The sequence below is a fragment of the Kribbella sp. NPDC056861 genome, assembly GCF_040687575.1.
GTDB lineage: Bacteria > Actinomycetota > Actinomycetes > Propionibacteriales > Kribbellaceae > Kribbella.
On record NZ_JBFBNQ010000002.1, the window covers coordinates 1,022,442 to 1,039,540 of the forward strand.

The window sequence follows — 17,099 nt, forward strand, 5'->3', positions numbered from 1 at the left end:
GCCGCCGCCCGATGCCCGATTACGCCTGGTTGTTGAGCAGCGTGCGGACCAGCCGCAGCCCCACCGACAAGTGCGACAGCTCCGGCCCCTCGGTCTCGACGATCTCCTCCATCATCGTGGCGGCCCGCGACAGCGCCGTCTCGTTCAGGTCCTGCCACGCGATGACCCGGTCCTCCGGCTCGAGCGAGGCGTCGGTCGATGCCAGCACCTGGGCCGTCAGATGTGCGTGGACTGCATGCAGATCGTCGCGGAGCGCAGCGCGGGCCATCGTCTGCCAGCGGTCCGTCCGCGGCAAGCCGATGATCCGCTCCAGGAACAGCCCGAGGTGCAGCCGCTCGCCGAGAGCGAAGTGGACCTTCGCGACCTCCAGTACGTCGAGGTCGTCGCGATCCGCCGTCTCCACGATGCCCAGTGCCGCGTACGCCGGTGGCAGCACCGCGATCCGGGTGGCGAAGTCCTCCGCCACGCCCTTGGTGACCAGCTCTTCGCGGCGGTGCTCGAACAACGCCAGTTCGCGCCCACGCAGTACCTCGGGAAGCGCGGCGGTCAGCTTGGCGATCCCCGGCGCGAAGAACTCGATCAGCTCGGCGATGTCGACCGGAGGTCGCCGGTTCGACACCAGCCACCGGGTCGCCCGCTCGACCAGCGTGCGCGTCTCGAGCCGCATCGCCGTCTGCGTCTCCGCATCGACGATGTTGTCCAGCTCAGCGTTGCGGGCCAGCAACTCCGGCTGCGCGAAGATCCGCGACGCGGCCAGGTTCGCCCGTACGACGTCCTCGACCGTCCCGCCGGTCTCCAGCGACAACCGGTGGTACGCCGTGATGCCGGACGAGTTGATGAACTCGTTGACGACCTGGGTGGTGATGATCTCGCGGCGCAACTGGTGCGACTCCATCGGTCCGGCGAACCGGTCCTGGATCGCCTTCGGGAAGTAGCTGGTCAGCTTCGCGGCCAGGTAGTCGTCGTCGGGCAGCGAGGTCTTGAGCAGCTCGGCCTCGAGCACGATCTTGGTGTAGGCGATCAGCACCGACAGCTCCGGCGAGGTCAGCCCACGGCCTTCCAGCTTGCGGCGCTTGAACTCCGCGACGCTCGGCAGGAACTCCAGCTCCCGATCCAGCAGGCCTTGCTTCTCCAGCCGGCGGACCCAGTCCTGGTGGACGTGCATCAACGCGGGCGCCTGCGAGGTCGCGTTGGCCAGGCCGATGTTCTGCCGGTAGTTCGACTTGAGCACCAGCGCGCCGACCTCGTCGGTCATCGACGCGATCACGTCGTTGCGCTGCTTCTCGGTCAGGTCGCCGTCGGCGACCACCTTGTCGAGCAGGATCTTGATGTTCACCTCGTGGTCGGAGGTGTCCACGCCGGCCACGTTGTCGATGAAGTCGGTGTTGATCCGGCCACCGGCGCTCGCGTACTCGATCCGGCCGAGCTGGGTGAAGCCCAGGTTGCCGCCCTCACCGACCGCCTTCGCCCGCAGTTCGCCGCCGTTGATCCGGATCGCGTCGTTGGCCTTGTCGCCGACATCGGCGTGCGACTCGGCCTCGGCCTTCACGTAGGTGCCGATGCCGCCGTTCCAGAACAGGTCGACCGGCGCCTTCACGATCGCCTGCATCAACTCGTTCGGCGTCAGCGAGGTCGGATGCCCTTCCAGGCCGAGCGCCTCGCGGACCTCCGGCGTGATCGGGATCGCCTTGTCGGTGCGCGGGTAGATACCGCCGCCGGCAGAGATCAGCGACTGCTCGTAGTCGGCCCACGACGACCGCGGCAGGTCGAACAACCGCTGCCGCTCCACGAACGACGACGCCGCGTCCGGGGTCGGGTCGAGGAAGATGTGCCGATGGTCGAACGCCGCGACCAGCCGGATGTGCTCCGACAACAGCATCCCGTTGCCGAACACATCGCCGCTCATGTCACCGACGCCGACGACAGTGAAGTCGGCGTTCTGGCAGTCGTGGCCCATCTCGCGGAAGTGCCGCTTGACCGACTCCCACGCACCGCGCGCGGTGATCCCCATCGCCTTGTGGTCGTAACCGACCGAACCACCCGAGGCGAACGCGTCACCCAGCCAGAACCCGTACTCCTTGGCCACCCCGTTCGCGATGTCGGAGAACGTCGCCGTGCCCTTGTCCGCGGCAACGACCAGGTACGCGTCGTCACCGTCGTAGCGGACCACCGAAGACGGCGGAACGATGTCACCGGCAACAATGTTGTCGGTGATGTCCAGAAGCCCGGAAATAAAGGTCTTGTACGACGCGATGCCCTCGGCCAGCCACGCATCGCGATCCACCGCGGGATCCGGCAGCTGCTTGGCGTAGAACCCGCCCTTCGCGCCCACCGGCACGATCACCGAGTTCTTCACCATCTGCGCCTTGACCAGACCCAGCACCTCGGTCCGGAAGTCCTCACGGCGGTCCGACCAGCGCAACCCGCCGCGCGCGACCGCGCCGAACCGCAGGTGCACGCCCTCGACCCGCGGCGAGTACACGAAGATCTCGTACGCCGGCCGCGGCTGCGGCAGCTCCGGAATCGCCTTCGGCTCCAGCTTGAGCGAGATGTACGTGCGCGGCGTGCCATCGGCGGCTGGCTGGAAGAAGTTGGTCCGCAGTGTCGCCTTCATCGCGGTCAGGTAGGACCGCAGGATCCGGTCCTCGTCGAGACTCTTCACCGTGTCCAGCGCGGCGACGATCTCCTTCTCCAGCTGCTCCACCGCGGTCACCCGGTTGGGATCGTCGGCGGCACCACGGGCCGGGTCGAAGCTCGTCTCGAACAGCTGGACGAGCAGCTTGGCCACGTCGACGTGGTTGAGGAAGGTGTTCTCGATGTAGTCCTGGCTGAACGGCGTGCCGCCCTGCCGGATGTAGCGCTGGTAGGCGCGCAGGATCGAGACCTGCCGCCACGACAGGCTGCCACGGAGTACCAGGGCGTTGAGCTTGTCGCTCTCTGCCCGGCCTTCCCACACCGCCTGGAAGGTGTCGGAGAAGAGCCCGCGCAGCTCCTCCTTCTCCTCGGAGCCTTGCGGCGCCCGGAGCCCGAAGTCGTAGATGTACGCCGTACCGGCGGGCCGGCGGATCTCGTACGGCCGCTCGTCGATCACCTCGACGCCCATGTGGGTCAGCAGCGGCAGCACCTGGGACAGCGACAGCGCGGAGCCGGTCCGGTAGACCTTGAACCGGCGCTCGCCGTCCCACTCCTCGTCGATCGGGTTGTAGAGGGACATGGCCAGCCCGTCTTCAGCGGGCAGCTTGTCCAGGATCGAGACGTCGCGGACCGCGATGCGGGCGTCGAAGTCCTCCTTGTACGCCTCCGGGAAAGCGCCGGCGTACTGGCTGGCGAGCCGGGTGACGGCACCGTCGCCGCCCTGCTGGTGCAGCGCGACGTTGAAGTCGTCCTGCCAAGCGCGAGTGGCCTCGACGACCTTCTGCTCCAGGATCTCGGAGTCGAACTCGCCGACGGTCGAGCCCTGCTTCATCCGGACCACGAAGTGCACCCGGGCCAGCACCGACTCGGTCACGTAGGCCGCGTAGTCGACCGACTCGGCGCCGATCGCGTCCTTGAGGATCTGCTGCATCTTGAGCCGGACCGCGGTGGTGTAGCGGTCACGCGGCAGGTAGACGAGGCAGGACAGGTAGCGGTTGTAGACGTCGCGGCGGACGAACAGCTTGACCGCGCGCCGCTCCTGCAGGTGCAGCACGGACTGCACGATCGGCAGCAGGTCCTCGACCGGCGCCTGCAGCAGCTCGTCGCGCGGGTAGGTCTCCAGTACGTCGAGGAGTCCCTTGCCGCTGTGGCTGTTCGGGTCGAAGCCCGTCCGCGCGAACAGCTCGATCGCCTTGCGACGCAGTACTGGGACCTGCATGACGCTCTCGGTGTACGCCGTGGACGACAGCAGCCCGATGAAGCGGCACTCCGAGACGGGCTCGCCGTTCTCGTCGAACTGCTTGATGCCGACGTAGTCCAGGTACGACGACCTGTGCACGGTCGAGCGGGAGTTCGCCTTGGTCAGGATCAGCAGCTTGCGCTCCCGGGCCTTCGCGCTCACCTCGGGCGGCAGCAGTCCGGCGTTCTCGTCCTGCTTCGGGTCAGGTCGCAGGATGCCCAGGCCGGTGCCGGGGATGCCACGCAGTACGCCCTGGTCGCCGCGCATGGTGAAGCTGTACTCGCGGTAGCCGAGGAAGGTGAAGTGCTCGTCGGCGAGCCACTCGAGCAGCTCCTTGGCCTCGGCCACCTCGTTGTCGCCGACCGGCAGCTTGGACGCGTCCAGGCCCTCGGCGATCGAGACGGCCTTCTCGTGCATCTTCGGCCAGTCCTCGACGGCCTCGCGGACGTCCTCGAGCACCCGCTGCAGCGCCTGCTCCAGCTGGCGGTGCTCGGCGGGGTCAGCGATCCGCTCGACCTCCAGGTGCATCCAGCTCTCGCGGACCAGGTCGTGCTCGTCCGCGGCGGCCGCGTCGTCGAGCACCTCTTGCAGGGTGCCGGTGACGTCACGCCGTACGACGAACTGCGGGTGCACCAGCAGCTGCAGCTCGAGGTTGTGGTCGGTGATCACCATCGACGCGGTGTCGACCAGGAACGGCATGTCGTCGATCACGATCTCGACCACCGTGCGGCCGTTCGCGGACCAGCCGTGCTCCTCCACCGTCGGGGTGAAGACGTGCACCTTGGCCGTGCCCTGCGGCCGGGTCAGCGCGGACTTGTAGTGGTGTTTGGCAGCGCCCAGGCAGTCGGTCGGCTGCCGCTCCGCGACGTCCTCCGCGGCGACGTACCGGTAGTACCGCTCGAGGAAGGTCCGGAGCTTGCCGGCATCGACCGACTGGTCCTTGCCGTGCGATCCCGCGGCCACCGCCTTGGCGAGAACATCCGCCTTCTGGACGTCCAGCTTGCTCTGCATTCCCCACCGTCTCCACGCGTGACAAAACGGCGCTCTGCGCCGGGCGCACGACGTTGTGCGCCTAACCCAAAGATTAGTCCACTTCGGTCACTGGTGTGATGGCGGGACGGTCCTTTCCGATGCCTTACGAATCACGTTTAACACTGTCCGCCAGCCGTAGCGCGAGGGCCGGGCAAGCCTGTACTGCGCGGCGCGCGTTCGCCAGCTCACCGCGCGTGATCTCGCGACCACGAAGCACGGGGAAACCCCACTCGTCGAGCCACACGTCGTCGGGCAACAGAGTCCCGCACAGGCCGTGCCCGTCGCAGCGGGTCCAGTCGATCTCCAGCTTGTTCACCAGGCACATCCAGGTACCGGCAGAATTCCCCGTACTACGCGGCCGCAGCCGCCCGCCAGGTGTTGCCGGACATCGTCGTCGAAGACCTCCAGCGCCGAGGCGAGGAAGCGAGCTGATCCATCCGGGTGAGCACAGGCACCCCGGCCCGGCACCAGCCCCAGATGCCGCTGGGCGTCGTGCCAGCCCGCCGGGTCTCCGGCGACCAGCCGGGCGAAGTCGTCTGCGAGGGCAGCGAGTCCGAACACACAGGGACCGCACTGGCCCGCCGACTGACTCGACAGCCACTGGGCCACCCGCTGGACCTCTCCGAGCGGGCAGGTCTCCGTGCCGAGCGCCAGAACGATCCCGGCGCCACCGGTTGTCTCCGGGCGGCTCAGGTCGGTCGGCAGCCACCTCCCGTGGTACCCACCGACCAGGACAGGACCCTCGGCTGCCCCGGCGAACCGCAGGATCGCCTCCAACGGGATCCCGGTAGGTGTCTCCACAACCCCGGGACGCTCAACAACGCCATCGATCGTCAGCAGTTGAGTGCCAGGCTCACTGATCAGGCCCGTGCTGCTGAACTCATGCGCACCCAACCTGGCCAGTACTGCGAGCTGGGCGAAGGTCTCCACGTTCGACAGGAAGGTCGGACGCTGCCGGTAGCCCTTCCGGGTCGGCAACACCTTCCGTCCCGGCGGCACCGAAGGCCCTCCTTCGAGGACGCTCAACACGGCCCTCGCCTCACCAGCGACGAACCGCCCAGGCGTATCAGCCACCTGGACCTCCACTCCATCCTGCCGCTCCAGCAGCGCGGCCCGGACCGATGCAGCGGCCTCGGCGTCGTGGACAGCCACCAGGACCAGCGGTGCCCGGAGAGCCCGGGCCAGCCCAGTAGCCCCATCCAGTACGAGGTGCGGCGCCATGCTGAGGAGCTGGCGATCCTTGCGGCTCAGCGGTTCGCTCTCGGAGCCGTTGACGACTACTGCCTCGATGCCCTTGGCCGGGAGATCAGCAAGCTTCAGCGCGACCGGGAAGGCAGCACCACCTCGGCCTCGTAGTCCGACGGCAGCAGCAAGCTCGCCGTAGGTCGCCCTGGTGAGCTCTGGCAGCGGGCCGTGCTCGTGGAGATGCCGCCGAAGGTCGGCACGACCGTCCTGGAGCCCAGCGAGGAGGCGGGGCTGTCCGATCGCGCGCAGCATGGTCGGGGTCTCTTGCAGGATCGTCATGAGGTCCTCACCAAGCGAGCTGTGGTCCTGCTCCGCATCCGGACGGCGACAGCGGCGCCGACGGCCGCCAAGCAGGTGAGTGTGATCGCGAGCATCCACGGCGTACCGCGGTCGGTGCCGGCCAGCAGGCTGTGGCCGATCGACAGCAACCAGCCGACCGAGGCGGCGACATGGATCGAGCGCCAGCGCTTGGTGAATGCCTCGGAGCGGGCCAACCGTCCTCTGGCTGCTCCGACGAGAGCTGCGATGACCAGGCCGTACATCGCGAGCACACCGACAGTCATCGCGAAGGGCCGATAGCCGGCAGTGAAGGGCAAGACCACTACGGAGGCACTGATGTCCACGTAGCTGTCGGAGACCACTGCGACCACGTGGGCCACCAGGAGCAGCAACCCGGTGACTGCGGCCGAGCGATGCACGTACTGCAGCCAGAACCGGCGCTCCGCGACTCGGCTGCCCGACCCCAGGGCTCCTAGAGAGGCTGCGACGGTGAAGAAGATCAGTGCCATCACACCGGCCGCCCGGGCCAGGTACCAGAGCGTCATCAGGCGGCCCTGCTCTTGGCAGGCCAGCCGGACAGTTCGGTGATCTCGCCGTCGTCGGCAATGAGTCGGGCCGGGTGACCTGCGAGGGTCAGGCGTCCGAATGCCGCATCGCCGGTGGCGACGAGCGCAGTACTGAAGGTGTTGGCTCGGAGGGCAGTCGGCGCCCAGACCGAGGCTGTGCGCCAGCGGCCGTCTGCTGGTCGTCCGGTGCGCGGGTCGATGACGTGGTGAGCGTGGCCGCTCGGGGTTGCCCAGCTGCGCGCAGTACGGGTGGAGGTGGTGAGGCCGCCGTGGGCCAGGGTTACTGCGACGCCTGACTCGCCTTCGCGCTCTGCTACTCGGATGACCCACGGTTCAGCCGGCGTACCAGCGGCTCGGAGGTCACCACCGATCTCAACCAGTACTGCGCACCCGTGGCGCTTGCTGAGGACCAGTGCGGCTCGGTCTGCGGTCCAGGCCTTGGCTGTGGCACCTAGATCCAGGGAAGTCCCCTTGGGGATGCCGACCATGGCGACCTTGCGATTCAGCCTGACCTGCTGCCAGCCGGGGGCGGGACCTGTCGGCCGAGTGGCCTTCGGTAGCCGGGTACGGACGGTTTCGATGTCGCTGTCGTAGCCGGCGGCCACGACAGCAGCGCCGACGGTCGGGTCGACTGCACCGCCGGTCATGGAGGCGGCGACGAGGCTCACGTCGACCAGGTCGACCAGCAGCCGCGAGACCGGAACCATCGAGCCGGCGCGGGTGTTGACCGCGGACAGCTCGGAGTCGGGTCTGAATCGGCTGGCTGCTTTGTCCACGCGATCCATCAGGGCTTTGAGAGCACCCGCGGCCGCACCCAGTACTACGGGATCGTCGACAGTCAGGCGGACCGTGCAGCTCCACGCCTGCCAGGTGCGGGTGGCGCTCATGAGCCGTTGCTCCCGCCCTGCGTCGGAGCGTCCTGCTGAGCAGTTCCCAGCCCACTGTCATCAGTTGAGTTGGAGCTCCCCGAGTCGTCTGTCCCGGAGTTGGAGCTCTCAGGTGTCGCCTGGGTGCCGCCGGAGTCGTCGGCCTGACGTGCGGAGACGATGCCGACAGCCAAGCCGGTCCCGGTGATCCCGAGAACCACGGTGGCGATGGCGGCCGCCGCCGACCTGCGCAGCCAGCGAGTGCGGTCTGGATGAGGATCGAGCGCTGTGGTGACCATGCCGAAAGCCTCGCGGCGAAGGGCTCAGGCCCACACCAAGAGACCCTCAAGCCGACGTCAAGTTCTGCTGAGATCCGGCTGAGAACCGCTCTCAGCCGCAGCCGCGAACCGTGGGCGGGCAATCGGTCTGCTGATGCCGCTCGACCGCCTCGACCACATCGGCCGAGGCCTGGCCGAGCGCGGCCACCCGGTCCTTGCCCAGCACGTCGATGAAGAACTCCCGGACCCGGCCGGCATGGCCCGGCGCGCAGGCCTTGATCGCGGCCAGTCCTTCGTCGGTCAGCACGATCTCCGGGTAGCGGGCGTCGCAGGCCTCCTTGCGGATCAGCCCGCGTTTCTCCATCCGGCTCAGGTGGTGCGACATCCGGCTCTTCTCCCACTGGGTCGCCTGGCCCAGCTCGAAGGCCCGCATCCGGCCGGTCTCCGACTCGGACAGATTGACCAGGATCTCGAAGTCGGACTCGGACAGCCCGAACTCCCGCTGCAGATGCCGGGCCAGGTGGGTCTCCAGCGTCCGGCGCATCAGCAGATAGCTGCGCCAGGCCTGCTGCTCGTCGTCGTCGAGCCACGGTTCGTTCGCCACACCACCCATCATAGCGGCGAGGTTGACGCATCAACCTTCATTCACCGCGGCTGTGCTGAGTCGACCTTTTGATAGAAGGCCAGCAGGGCGTCGGCGAGCCGGTCCGGCGCCTCCATCGCGACGAAGTGCCCGATGCCGTCGATCGCGACCGGCGTCACGTCATCGGCGACCTGCCTGAAGGTGTTGGGCGTGAAGTCGCCGGACGAGCCGCCGACGGCCAGCACAGGCAGTTCGAGCTTCTTGGCCGCAAGCGCCTTGATTTCTTCGCCTTCCGCGAGCATCGAGCGATAGAGGCCGGCAGCACCAGCCCAGGCGCTCGGCCGCGAGTACGAACGCAGGAGCTCCTTGACGTCATCAGCGGTGAACGCCTCGGGGGTCCCGTTCATGGCCGGGATGGCGTAGTCGGCGAGGAACGCTTCCTCATGGCCGGGCAGCAGCATGCCTGCGATCCCCGGCGCAGCCAGTACGCCGATGTGCCACGCGCCGCCATGGGTGACATCCCCCAGCATCTCGACCCCGAACCCGGGCAGACCGGTCTCGATCGCGGCCAGGCTCTTGACGAGCCCGGGCTCACCCGCGGCCACGCGATAGGTGGTGGCGCCCGCAACGTCCTGCCCGGTCAGATGCACCGGCCCCAGGTCCAGCGCGGCGATGAACTCGCGTAGGTCCGCCGCGGCGATCGCACTGCTGTGATCCTCGCCCGCGACCGCCGAATCCCCGAAGCCACGCAGGTCGACAGCGAAGACGCGGTGCTTGCGACTGAGCAGCGGGATGAGCTTGTGGAACACCCACCACGTCTCCGGAAAGCCATGGACCAGGACGACGGGCGACCCGTCGTCCCCGGCCGAGACGTAGTGCAGCGTCGTTCCGTTCACGTCCGCGGTGTGATGACTGATGGTCACGCCGAACAACTCCCTCATTGGACAACCATGTTGTCTTTCCAAGATAGACAATATGGTTGTCGATGTCCAGAGATCACCAACCGTCAGTTGCCGGCGCCCGGCCAGTCGGCGGGGAGGCCGGACTGCTTGAGCAGGGCGGCGAGGTTGTAGTAGTCGGAGTTGGAGACGATCTTCTCGCCGCGCAGTTTGATGATCGTGGTGGCCGGTACGGCGAAGGGCTTGGTCGCACCCGGCATCACACCGGAGAAGGTCCACTCGATCGCGATCTGGTTGCCGCTGCTAAACGAGGAGTGCACCGTGACCTTGGTGTTCTTGATGACCGCGTGCGTCTTGGTGACCCAGTTGCCGATCTCCGCCTGACCGTGCCACTCCGCGCCGAACGCGAGGTCGGTGTAGACGGCGTCGCGAGTGAACAGCGCAGCCATCTTGGCCGGCTGATTCTTGGTCCAGGCCGACTCCCACTGACCGACGATGCTCTTCGAATGGGAGGCCACCACGACAGCGGCCGGCACCTGAGCGCTTGCTGGGGCAGTCACCGCGACCGCCCCGACCCCCACGGTCGCCACCGAAACCGCAACCGCCGTCTTGATCCAGTTCTTCGTCATGTCCGCTCCTCCGTTTTATGTTTACAAGCGTTAACTTACTGCACGAGTTAACGCATGTAAAGTGATCGGGCTGCGGGTAACAGACGGCCCGTGTGGTCGAAGAGCGCCTGGTTCTCCCAGGCATTGCCCGAGGCTGGATCAGCCGGGTCCCAGCCGGCTCCCTGTACCGAGGTCCAGGCCGGCTCCCAATAGACGGTGCCGATCCCCCGTCCACCCTCGGCCGCGGCGACCGCATCCTGTACGGCGCGGTACTGCGCTGCCTGGCCCGCCGGAGTCGCCGGATAGCCGGGCACCAGTTCGCTCGGCAGGTCGATCACGTTCTCGTAGGCGGGACTCCCGTCAGCGAGCGTGAAGGGATACGCGGTCTCCACGTTCAGCACGTCCTTGTCGTACCGGGCCGACAGCGTGGTCACGGCGTTCTGCAAATCAGCCAGGCTGCCGTGCCAGTAGCCGTAGTACGACAGACCGATCAGGTCGAACGGGACACCGCGGGCGACCACCTCGTCGAACCACCAGGTGAGGCTGCCGATGCCGTTGTTGATGTTCGTCAGGTGCAGGATCACCTGCGTCCGCGGGTCGACCTCCTTGACCGCCCGCGCGCCCGCCTTGAGGAACGACGCCAGGTTGTCCCACTGAGCCCCCGGTACGCCGTCGTCCGGGTCGACGTCCCAGGTCTGGCCCAGCGGCCACAGCATTCCCGGGTTGATCTCGTTGCCCACCTGCACGAAGTCCGCGGTCACGCCTGCGGCCTTCAACGCCTTGAGCACCTCACGCGTGTGCTGGTAGAGCGCATCCGCGGTCTGCTCGGCCGTCTTGCCACGCCAAGCTGCCGGAACGCCCTGTGCGCCAGGATCGGTCCAGCGATCGGAGTAGTGGAAGTCGACCAGCAGCTTCATCCCCGCGGCCTTGATGCGTTTCGCCGTCGCGACCACGTGCGCCTGGTCGTTGTAGCCGTCCGCCGGATCGACCCAGACCTTCAACCTGCCAAGGTTCATCCCCGACTTGGCGAGGATCTTCACCGCGTCGCCGCGCTTCCCATCAGCCGACCGGTACGTCGCCCCGAAGTCCTCGTTCTTGGCCAGACCGGAGAGGTCACCACCACGGATCGTCCGAACCACTCGCCCCGGCGCCACCGCGACATCGTCGAAGCTCGCCCACGTCCCGCCAGGCCCGGCCGTCGTCAGGGACACGACGCAGTTGCGCTTCCCAGCGGAGTACACCGAGACGGCCGAGCGGACCCACGCGTCGTCCTGCTCGGTCAGCGGCATCGTCACCGAGACCGGCGAGCCGCAACCGCTGACCGACAAACTGGTCGCACTGAACGAGCCGCCGCCCTTGCCCCAGACACTGACCGTCCACCAGCCACGGCCGGGCAGCTTCACCACTTGCCTCGTGGTCACCCGGTAGGCACTGGCCGACCAGTGCGTCAGCCGGTTGCCGGTTCGCCCACCGGTCTCGAGCTTGGCCGCTCCCGGCGTACCGGTCACTGTCCAGCCGGCCAATCCTTGCTCGAAGCCCCCATTTGGCTGCCCGCCGGCCTGGGCCGGCGCAGTCGTCAGGGTGGCGGCGAGCAGACCCAAGGTGAGCGTCAAGCCGGTGAAGATCCTCATCAGTCCTCCTGGTGGATGCGCAGGACGCGGACGCCGCCGGCCTCGACCTTCAGCGACTCACCCGCCTCCCCGGTGAGCAGATCGGTGCCGCCGATCGGGAGATCGGCCGGCTTGTTCCCGTGGTTCACAGCGATCAGGTACTCCGCGCCGGCGCTGCGCCGGCGGATCAGTTCGAGCTCCTCAGGTCCGTCCCCCGGCGTGATCCCCGCATCGCGATAGGCCTGCTCAAGGACGACGGAAAGCTGGTCCGCATCCAGCCGGGTGGACACGTACCAGCCCACCCCGGCCCCGAACGCGTTGCGGGTGATCGCGGGCTTCCCGGCTGCCGGCCCGTCCTCGTACGCGGCGAACACTTCGGCCCCGTGGAGCGCGACATCATCCGTCCAGACATCACCGGTGACTCCGTCGAGCGTGAGCCTGACCTTCTCCCTGGCCCGCAACGGAAGAAACTCCTCGACCGTCACCCCGAGCACGTCGCGCAGCGGCGCGCCGAAGCCGCCTTCGTGCACCGCGTCGTACTCGTCCACGATCGCCGAGAAATACGAGACGACCAGCGTCCCCCCACCCTCGACATAGCGCCGGAGGTTGTCAGCGGCAACCTCTGTCAGGAGATAGGAAGCCGGGGCAACGACCAGCTTGTAGCCGGAGAGGTCTGCTTCGGGGTGAGCGAAATCGACCGTCAACTGATCGCGCCACAGGCGGTCGTAGAAGGCATCGACGCGCTCGCGGTGGGACAGGTCCGCGCTGGGCCGCCACTCCAGATCCTGCGCCCAGAACGATTCCCAGTCCCACAGCACCGCCACCTCGGCGGTCACGGTGGAGCCGAGCAGCTCGTCAAGGCCGCCGAGCTCCGAGCCGAGAGCGCAGACCTCGGACCAGATCCGGCTCTTGGTGCCCGCATGCGGCAGCATCGCCGAGTGGAACTTCTCCGCGCCGCTGCGAGACGCCTTCCACTGGAAGAACATCACCGCATCGGCACCGCGGCCGAGGTGTGACATCGCGTTGCGGGCCAGCTCCCCCGACCGCTTGGCCAGGTTGCGCGGCTGCCAGTTCACACCCGAGGTCGAGTGCTCCATCAGGATCCACGGCCGTCCGCGCGCGATCGACCGGGTCAGGTCCGCCGACAGCGCCAGGCCGACCTGGCTGCGCGGATCCTCGGCGACCAAATAGTGGTCGTTGGCCACCAGATCAACCTCGTCCGCCCACCTCCACAGGTCGACCGACGGGCAGGTGCCGGCCATGAAGTTGGTGGTGATCGGCACGTCCGGGCACTCGGCCCTGATCGCGTCGCGCTCGGCGACGAAGCACTGCAGCAACGCGTCCGAGGTGTACCGCGCGAAGTCGAGCCGCTGAGCCGGATTCACCACACTCGCCGAGACGGCAGGTGCGGAGAGGTGCTCCCACTCGAGATAGCGCTGCCCCCAGAACGCAGTACCCCAGGCGGAGTTGAGTTCCTCCAAACTGGTGTACCGCCGTTGCAGCCACCGGCGAAAAGCCCGGCTGCTCTCCTCGGAGTAGCACTCGGACACGGGAGCGCCGTACTCGTTGTGGACATGCCAGACCGCCAGCGCCGGGTGCGAGCCGTACCGCTTCGCCAGCGCTGACGCGATCGCCACACTCGCCGCCCGGTACGCCGGTGAGCTCGGGCTCGCCATCCCGCGCGAACCGAACCCGAGAGTGGTCCCCTCCCGGGTCACCACCCGCGCCTCGGGATGCTGGTGGAAGAACCAGGCCGGTGGCGAGGCAGTCGGCGTACCGAGACTGATCCGGATCCCAGCGGAGTGCAGCAGTTCGACCAGCCGGTCGAGCCAGCCGAAGTCGTACTCGCCCGGCCGCGGCTCGATCAGCGCCCACGAGAAGACCCCGATGCTGACCAGGTTGACCCCTGCCTGCCGCATCAGCTCGATGTCGGCCGGCCAGCTCTCCTCGGGCCACTGCTCCGGGTTGTAGTCGCCGCCGTAACTGATCGCGGACACGCCCGGAAGCCAGCCGGAGGCCTTGGTCCTGGTACCCGTCAATTCCACTCGGACTCCCTAAATCTGTGCACGCGCACAGGCTGTTACTCGGTCGCAACAGCAAGGAAACAGGATGAAACCCGCTGTTGACAAGAGTTGGAACTGAGCATCACTGTGAACGTGCACAGCCCAGGTCGATGGAGGAACGAGATGCGATCACACAGCGGTATCCGGCGCGCGGCGCTGGCGGCAGGCACGGCACTCCTGCTGCTGGCCGGTTGCTCGGGCACGGACTCCAGCCCGTCCGCCGAGAGCAGCAAACCGGCGGAGAACGTCAAGCTGACGTTCTGGACCTGGGCGCCGAACATGGACAAGGTGGTGGCCGGCTGGAACGCCAAGCACCCCGAGATCCAGGTCACCGTGAACAAACAGGACGGCGGCGATCCGGCGGTCACCAAGCTGCTGACCGCGATCAAGGCCGGTAGCGGCGCACCGGATTTGATGCAGGCGGAGTACCAGAAGATCCCGACGCTGGTCTCCGCTGAAGCGCTGGCCGACATCTCCAAGCAGCTCGACTCCGGTGTGGCCGGGCACTTCCCCGAGAGCGTCTGGAAGTCGGTGACGCTGGGCAGCGACGCCGTGTACGCCGTACCGCAGGACTCCGGGCCGATGCAGTTCTACTACCGCGCCGACCTCTTCAAGCAATTCGGGCTGACTGTGCCGACGACCTGGGAGGAGTACGCGCAGACCGCCCAGAAGCTGCACGCCGCCGACCCGAAGAAGTACCTCGGGACCTTCTCCGCCAACGACCCGGGTTGGTTCGCCGGGCTCGCCCAGCAAGCCGGTGCGTCCTGGTGGGGCATCGACGGTGAGTCCTGGTCGGTCTCGGTCGACGACGAGCCGACTCTCAAGGTCGCCGACTACTGGGGTGGCCTGGTCGAGTCCGGCGTGATCGACAACAAGCCGATGTACACCCCGGAGTGGAACGCCGCCCTCAACAACGGCACGCAGGTCGGCTGGATCTCGGCGATCTGGGCGCCCGGAGTACTGGCCGGCAACGCCGCGGCGACCAAGGGCAAGTGGGCGATGGCTCCGCTGCCGCAGTGGTCGAAGGACCAGCCGGCCACTGGCAACTGGGGTGGCTCGGCAACTGCCGTCACCTCGCAGTCCAAGCACCCGGCCGAGGCCGCGAAGTTCATCGAGTGGCTGAACACCTCGCCCGAGTCCGTGCAGGCGCTGGCCAAGGTCAGCGGGATCTACCCGGCCGACCAGCCTGGCCAGAGCGCCGCGCTGTCCACGCCGCCGGACTTCTTCGCCAACCAGGCAGACTTCTACCAAGTCGCGGCCGAGACCGCCAAGACCGCGCGCAGCTTCACCTTCGGGCCGAACGTCAACGTCGCGTACTCCGCCTACACCGACCAGTTCGGCAAGGCGGCGGAGTCCAAGTCGAAGGCCGGCTTCACGGCCGCAGTACAGGCGATGCAGAAGACCACGCTCGACAACCTGAAGAGCTCGGGATTCTCGGTCAAGTGAGCACCTCGTCGAGCAGTCGGCGCCGCACGGTCGCGCCGTACGCGTTCCTCGCGCCGGCGGTGCTGCTGTTCGGCGCCTTCCTCGCCCTGCCGATCGGCTATGCCGTCTACCTCAGCCTCCGGACCGTCAAGGTCCGGGGCCTGGGGCTCGGCAAGGGCTCCCGCGAAGAGGTCTGGGCCGGGCTGTCGAACTACTCCCAGGCCCTGACCGACGGCGAGTTCGCCTCGAGCGTGCTCCGCGTCGCCGCGTACGGCGTATTGGTGGTCCCCGCGATGCTCGGCCTCGCCCTGCTGTTCGCGCTCCTGCTGGACAGCCCGCGCGCGCGAGCCACCCGCTTCAGCCGGCTCGCGATCTTCCTCCCGTACGCCGTGCCGGCCGTGATCTCCTCGCTGCTGTGGGGATTCCTCTACCTCCCGTCGGTCAGCCCGCTGTACTACGTGTTCGGCAAACTCGGCTGGGAGGTGCCGAGCGTGCTGGGGTCGGGCTCGGTGATCTACGCGGTCGCCAACATCGCGGTCTGGGGCGGCGTCGGGTTCAACATGGTCGTCATCTACACCGCGCTCAAGGCGATCCCGTCCGAGATCTACGAGGCGGCCAAGCTGGACGGCTGCAACGAGATCGCGATCGCGTGGCGGATCAAGGTGCCGGTGGTGCTGCCGTCGCTGATCATGACGTTCGTGTTCTCGCTGATCGCCACCCTGCAGGTGTTCGCCGAGCCGGTGACGCTGCGACCGCTGACCAACACCATCTCCAGCACCTGGACGCCGTTGATGAAGGTGTACCGCGACGCGTTCACCCGCGACGACCTGCACTCGGCGGCCGCCACCTCGGTGATCCTCGCGGTGGCGACCTTCGTGCTCTCGTTCGGCTTCCTGCGGTTGGTCCAGAACCGCGCCTTCAGTCAGGAGAATCGATGAGGTCCCGCGGCACCAGCACGGTCAGTACCGCGATCCTGCTGGTCGGCGCTGGGTACTGCCTGCTGCCGGTGCTCTGGGTGCTGATCGCCTCCTCGAAGAGTGCCGACGAACTCTTCTCGACGTTCACGTTCTCCCCGTCCAGCCACCTCTTCGGCAACATCGCCGACCTGACGGCGTACCGGGGTGGACTGTTCTGGCGCTGGATGGCCAACACTGCCCTGTACGCCGGAGTCGGCGCTGTCCTGTCGACGATCGTGTCGGCCGCCGCGGGGTACGGGCTGGCGAAGTACTCGTTCGCGGGGAAGCAGGGCATCTTCAACGTGCTGCTCGCCGGGGTGTTGGTGCCGAGCGTGGTGCTGGCGGTTCCGCAGTACCTGCTGTTGGCTCAGCTCGGGCTGACGAACACGTACTGGGCGGTGCTGTTGCCCAGCATCATCAGCCCGTACGGCATCTACCTGGCCCGGATCTACGCGGCCGCGTCGGTGCCCGACGACGTGGTGGAGGCAGCGCGGGTGGACGGCGCCGGCGACTACCGCATCTTTCGCTCGGTGGCGACACCGTTGATGGCGCCGGGGCTGGTGACCGTGTTCCTGTTCCAGTTCGTGGCGATCTGGAACAACTTCCTGCTGCCCTACATCATGCTCGGCAACGACAAGCTCTTCCCGCTCACCGTGGGGCTGTCCGGGCTGCTCAACCAGGGCGCGTCCCAGCCGAGCCTCTACACGTCGGTGATCACCGGGTCCCTGCTGTCGATCCTGCCGCTGCTCGCGTTGTTCCTCACCCTCCAGCGGTACTGGAAGGTGGACCTCGCGGCGGGGGCGGTGAAGAGTTGA

14 protein-coding genes are annotated in these 17,099 nt (G+C 67.6%); 3 read left to right on the forward strand and 11 right to left on the reverse strand.

The window, feature by feature from the left end:
* Positions 1-19 precede the first annotated feature (19 nt).
* From AB0P21_RS11900 to AB0P21_RS11950, 11 genes are all read right to left on the reverse strand, one after another.
* Entirely contained in the window at positions 20-4,885 is a 4,866-nt protein-coding gene (locus AB0P21_RS11900) for an NAD-glutamate dehydrogenase (protein ID WP_363695881.1), read from the reverse strand.
* Positions 4,886-5,009: 124 nt separating this feature from the next.
* Positions 5,010-5,231, reverse strand: a complete 222-nt coding sequence (locus tag AB0P21_RS11905) for a ferredoxin (protein ID WP_363695883.1) — start codon at positions 5,229-5,231, stop codon at positions 5,010-5,012.
* Positions 5,219-6,430: an NADH-ubiquinone oxidoreductase-F iron-sulfur binding region domain-containing protein gene (locus AB0P21_RS11910; RefSeq protein WP_363695885.1), complete on the reverse strand. Its 1,212-nt coding sequence runs from the start codon at positions 6,428-6,430 to the stop codon at positions 5,219-5,221. Before AB0P21_RS11910 ends, AB0P21_RS11905 begins: the two co-directional genes overlap by 13 nt.
* On the reverse strand, positions 6,427-6,975 hold the full coding sequence (locus AB0P21_RS11915) for a hypothetical protein (protein WP_363695887.1): 549 nt from the start codon (positions 6,973-6,975) through the stop codon (positions 6,427-6,429). The genes AB0P21_RS11910 and AB0P21_RS11915 overlap by 4 nt, the downstream gene beginning before the upstream one ends.
* Positions 6,975-7,883, reverse strand: coding sequence for an FAD:protein FMN transferase (locus AB0P21_RS11920; protein WP_363695889.1), 909 nt, complete (start codon positions 7,881-7,883; stop codon positions 6,975-6,977). The genes AB0P21_RS11915 and AB0P21_RS11920 overlap by 1 nt, the downstream gene beginning before the upstream one ends.
* Positions 7,880-8,161: a hypothetical protein gene (locus tag AB0P21_RS11925; RefSeq protein ID WP_363695891.1), complete on the reverse strand. Its 282-nt coding sequence runs from the start codon at positions 8,159-8,161 to the stop codon at positions 7,880-7,882. The genes AB0P21_RS11920 and AB0P21_RS11925 overlap by 4 nt, the downstream gene beginning before the upstream one ends.
* Positions 8,162-8,252: 91 nt before the next feature.
* Positions 8,253-8,753: a MarR family winged helix-turn-helix transcriptional regulator gene (locus tag AB0P21_RS11930; RefSeq protein ID WP_363696486.1), complete on the reverse strand. Its 501-nt coding sequence runs from the start codon at positions 8,751-8,753 to the stop codon at positions 8,253-8,255.
* Positions 8,754-8,785: 32 nt separating this feature from the next.
* A complete protein-coding gene (locus AB0P21_RS11935; protein WP_363695893.1) occupies positions 8,786-9,664 on the reverse strand; it encodes an alpha/beta hydrolase in 879 nt (292 codons plus the stop codon).
* Between the two features lie 65 nt (positions 9,665-9,729).
* Complete coding sequence (locus tag AB0P21_RS11940; protein WP_363695895.1) at positions 9,730-10,251, reverse strand: nuclear transport factor 2 family protein; 522 nt, start codon at positions 10,249-10,251, stop codon at positions 9,730-9,732.
* A gap of 47 nt (positions 10,252-10,298) precedes the next feature.
* Entirely contained in the window at positions 10,299-11,861 is a 1,563-nt protein-coding gene (locus AB0P21_RS11945) for a glycosyl hydrolase 53 family protein (protein ID WP_363695896.1), read from the reverse strand.
* The gene (locus AB0P21_RS11950) at positions 11,861-13,885 is read right to left on the reverse strand and encodes a beta-galactosidase (RefSeq protein ID WP_363695898.1); all 2,025 of its coding nucleotides are present in this window, start codon (positions 13,883-13,885) and stop codon (positions 11,861-11,863) included. Before AB0P21_RS11950 ends, AB0P21_RS11945 begins: the two co-directional genes overlap by 1 nt.
* Positions 13,886-14,026: 141 nt before the next feature.
* On the opposite strand from AB0P21_RS11950, the gene AB0P21_RS11955 reads away from it, so the two are divergent.
* The 3 genes from AB0P21_RS11955 to AB0P21_RS11965 are packed head-to-tail and all read left to right on the forward strand — an operon-like array spanning position 14,027 to position 17,099.
* On the forward strand, positions 14,027-15,349 hold the full coding sequence (locus AB0P21_RS11955) for a sugar ABC transporter substrate-binding protein (protein WP_363695899.1): 1,323 nt from the start codon (positions 14,027-14,029) through the stop codon (positions 15,347-15,349).
* Positions 15,346-16,266: a sugar ABC transporter permease gene (locus tag AB0P21_RS11960; protein WP_363695901.1), complete on the forward strand. Its 921-nt coding sequence runs from the start codon at positions 15,346-15,348 to the stop codon at positions 16,264-16,266. Before AB0P21_RS11955 ends, AB0P21_RS11960 begins: the two co-directional genes overlap by 4 nt.
* Positions 16,263-17,099 carry a carbohydrate ABC transporter permease gene (locus AB0P21_RS11965; RefSeq protein ID WP_363695902.1) on the forward strand — a complete coding sequence of 279 codons (837 nt, stop codon included), beginning with the start codon at positions 16,263-16,265 and terminating at the stop codon, positions 17,097-17,099. The genes AB0P21_RS11960 and AB0P21_RS11965 overlap by 4 nt, the downstream gene beginning before the upstream one ends.

Bases quoted from the DNA above. Each gene is read 5' to 3' on its own strand.
- AB0P21_RS11900 (WP_363695881.1), bottom strand. From the start codon at position 4,885: ATGCAGAGCAAGCTGGACGTCCAGAAGGCGGATGTTCTCGCCAAGGCG.
- AB0P21_RS11905 (WP_363695883.1), bottom strand. From the start codon at position 5,231: ATGTGCCTGGTGAACAAGCTGGAGATCGACTGGACCCGCTGCGACGGG.
- AB0P21_RS11910 (WP_363695885.1), bottom strand. From the start codon at position 6,430: ATGACGATCCTGCAAGAGACCCCGACCATGCTGCGCGCGATCGGACAG.
- AB0P21_RS11915 (WP_363695887.1), bottom strand. From the start codon at position 6,975: ATGACGCTCTGGTACCTGGCCCGGGCGGCCGGTGTGATGGCACTGATC.
- AB0P21_RS11920 (WP_363695889.1), bottom strand. From the start codon at position 7,883: ATGAGCGCCACCCGCACCTGGCAGGCGTGGAGCTGCACGGTCCGCCTG.
- AB0P21_RS11925 (WP_363695891.1), bottom strand. From the start codon at position 8,161: ATGGTCACCACAGCGCTCGATCCTCATCCAGACCGCACTCGCTGGCTG.
- AB0P21_RS11930 (WP_363696486.1), bottom strand. From the start codon at position 8,753: ATGGGTGGTGTGGCGAACGAACCGTGGCTCGACGACGACGAGCAGCAG.
- AB0P21_RS11935 (WP_363695893.1), bottom strand. From the start codon at position 9,664: ATGAGGGAGTTGTTCGGCGTGACCATCAGTCATCACACCGCGGACGTG.
- AB0P21_RS11940 (WP_363695895.1), bottom strand. From the start codon at position 10,251: ATGACGAAGAACTGGATCAAGACGGCGGTTGCGGTTTCGGTGGCGACC.
- AB0P21_RS11945 (WP_363695896.1), bottom strand. From the start codon at position 11,861: ATGAGGATCTTCACCGGCTTGACGCTCACCTTGGGTCTGCTCGCCGCC.
- AB0P21_RS11955 (WP_363695899.1), top strand. From the start codon at position 14,027: ATGCGATCACACAGCGGTATCCGGCGCGCGGCGCTGGCGGCAGGCACG.
- AB0P21_RS11965 (WP_363695902.1), top strand. From the start codon at position 16,263: ATGAGGTCCCGCGGCACCAGCACGGTCAGTACCGCGATCCTGCTGGTC.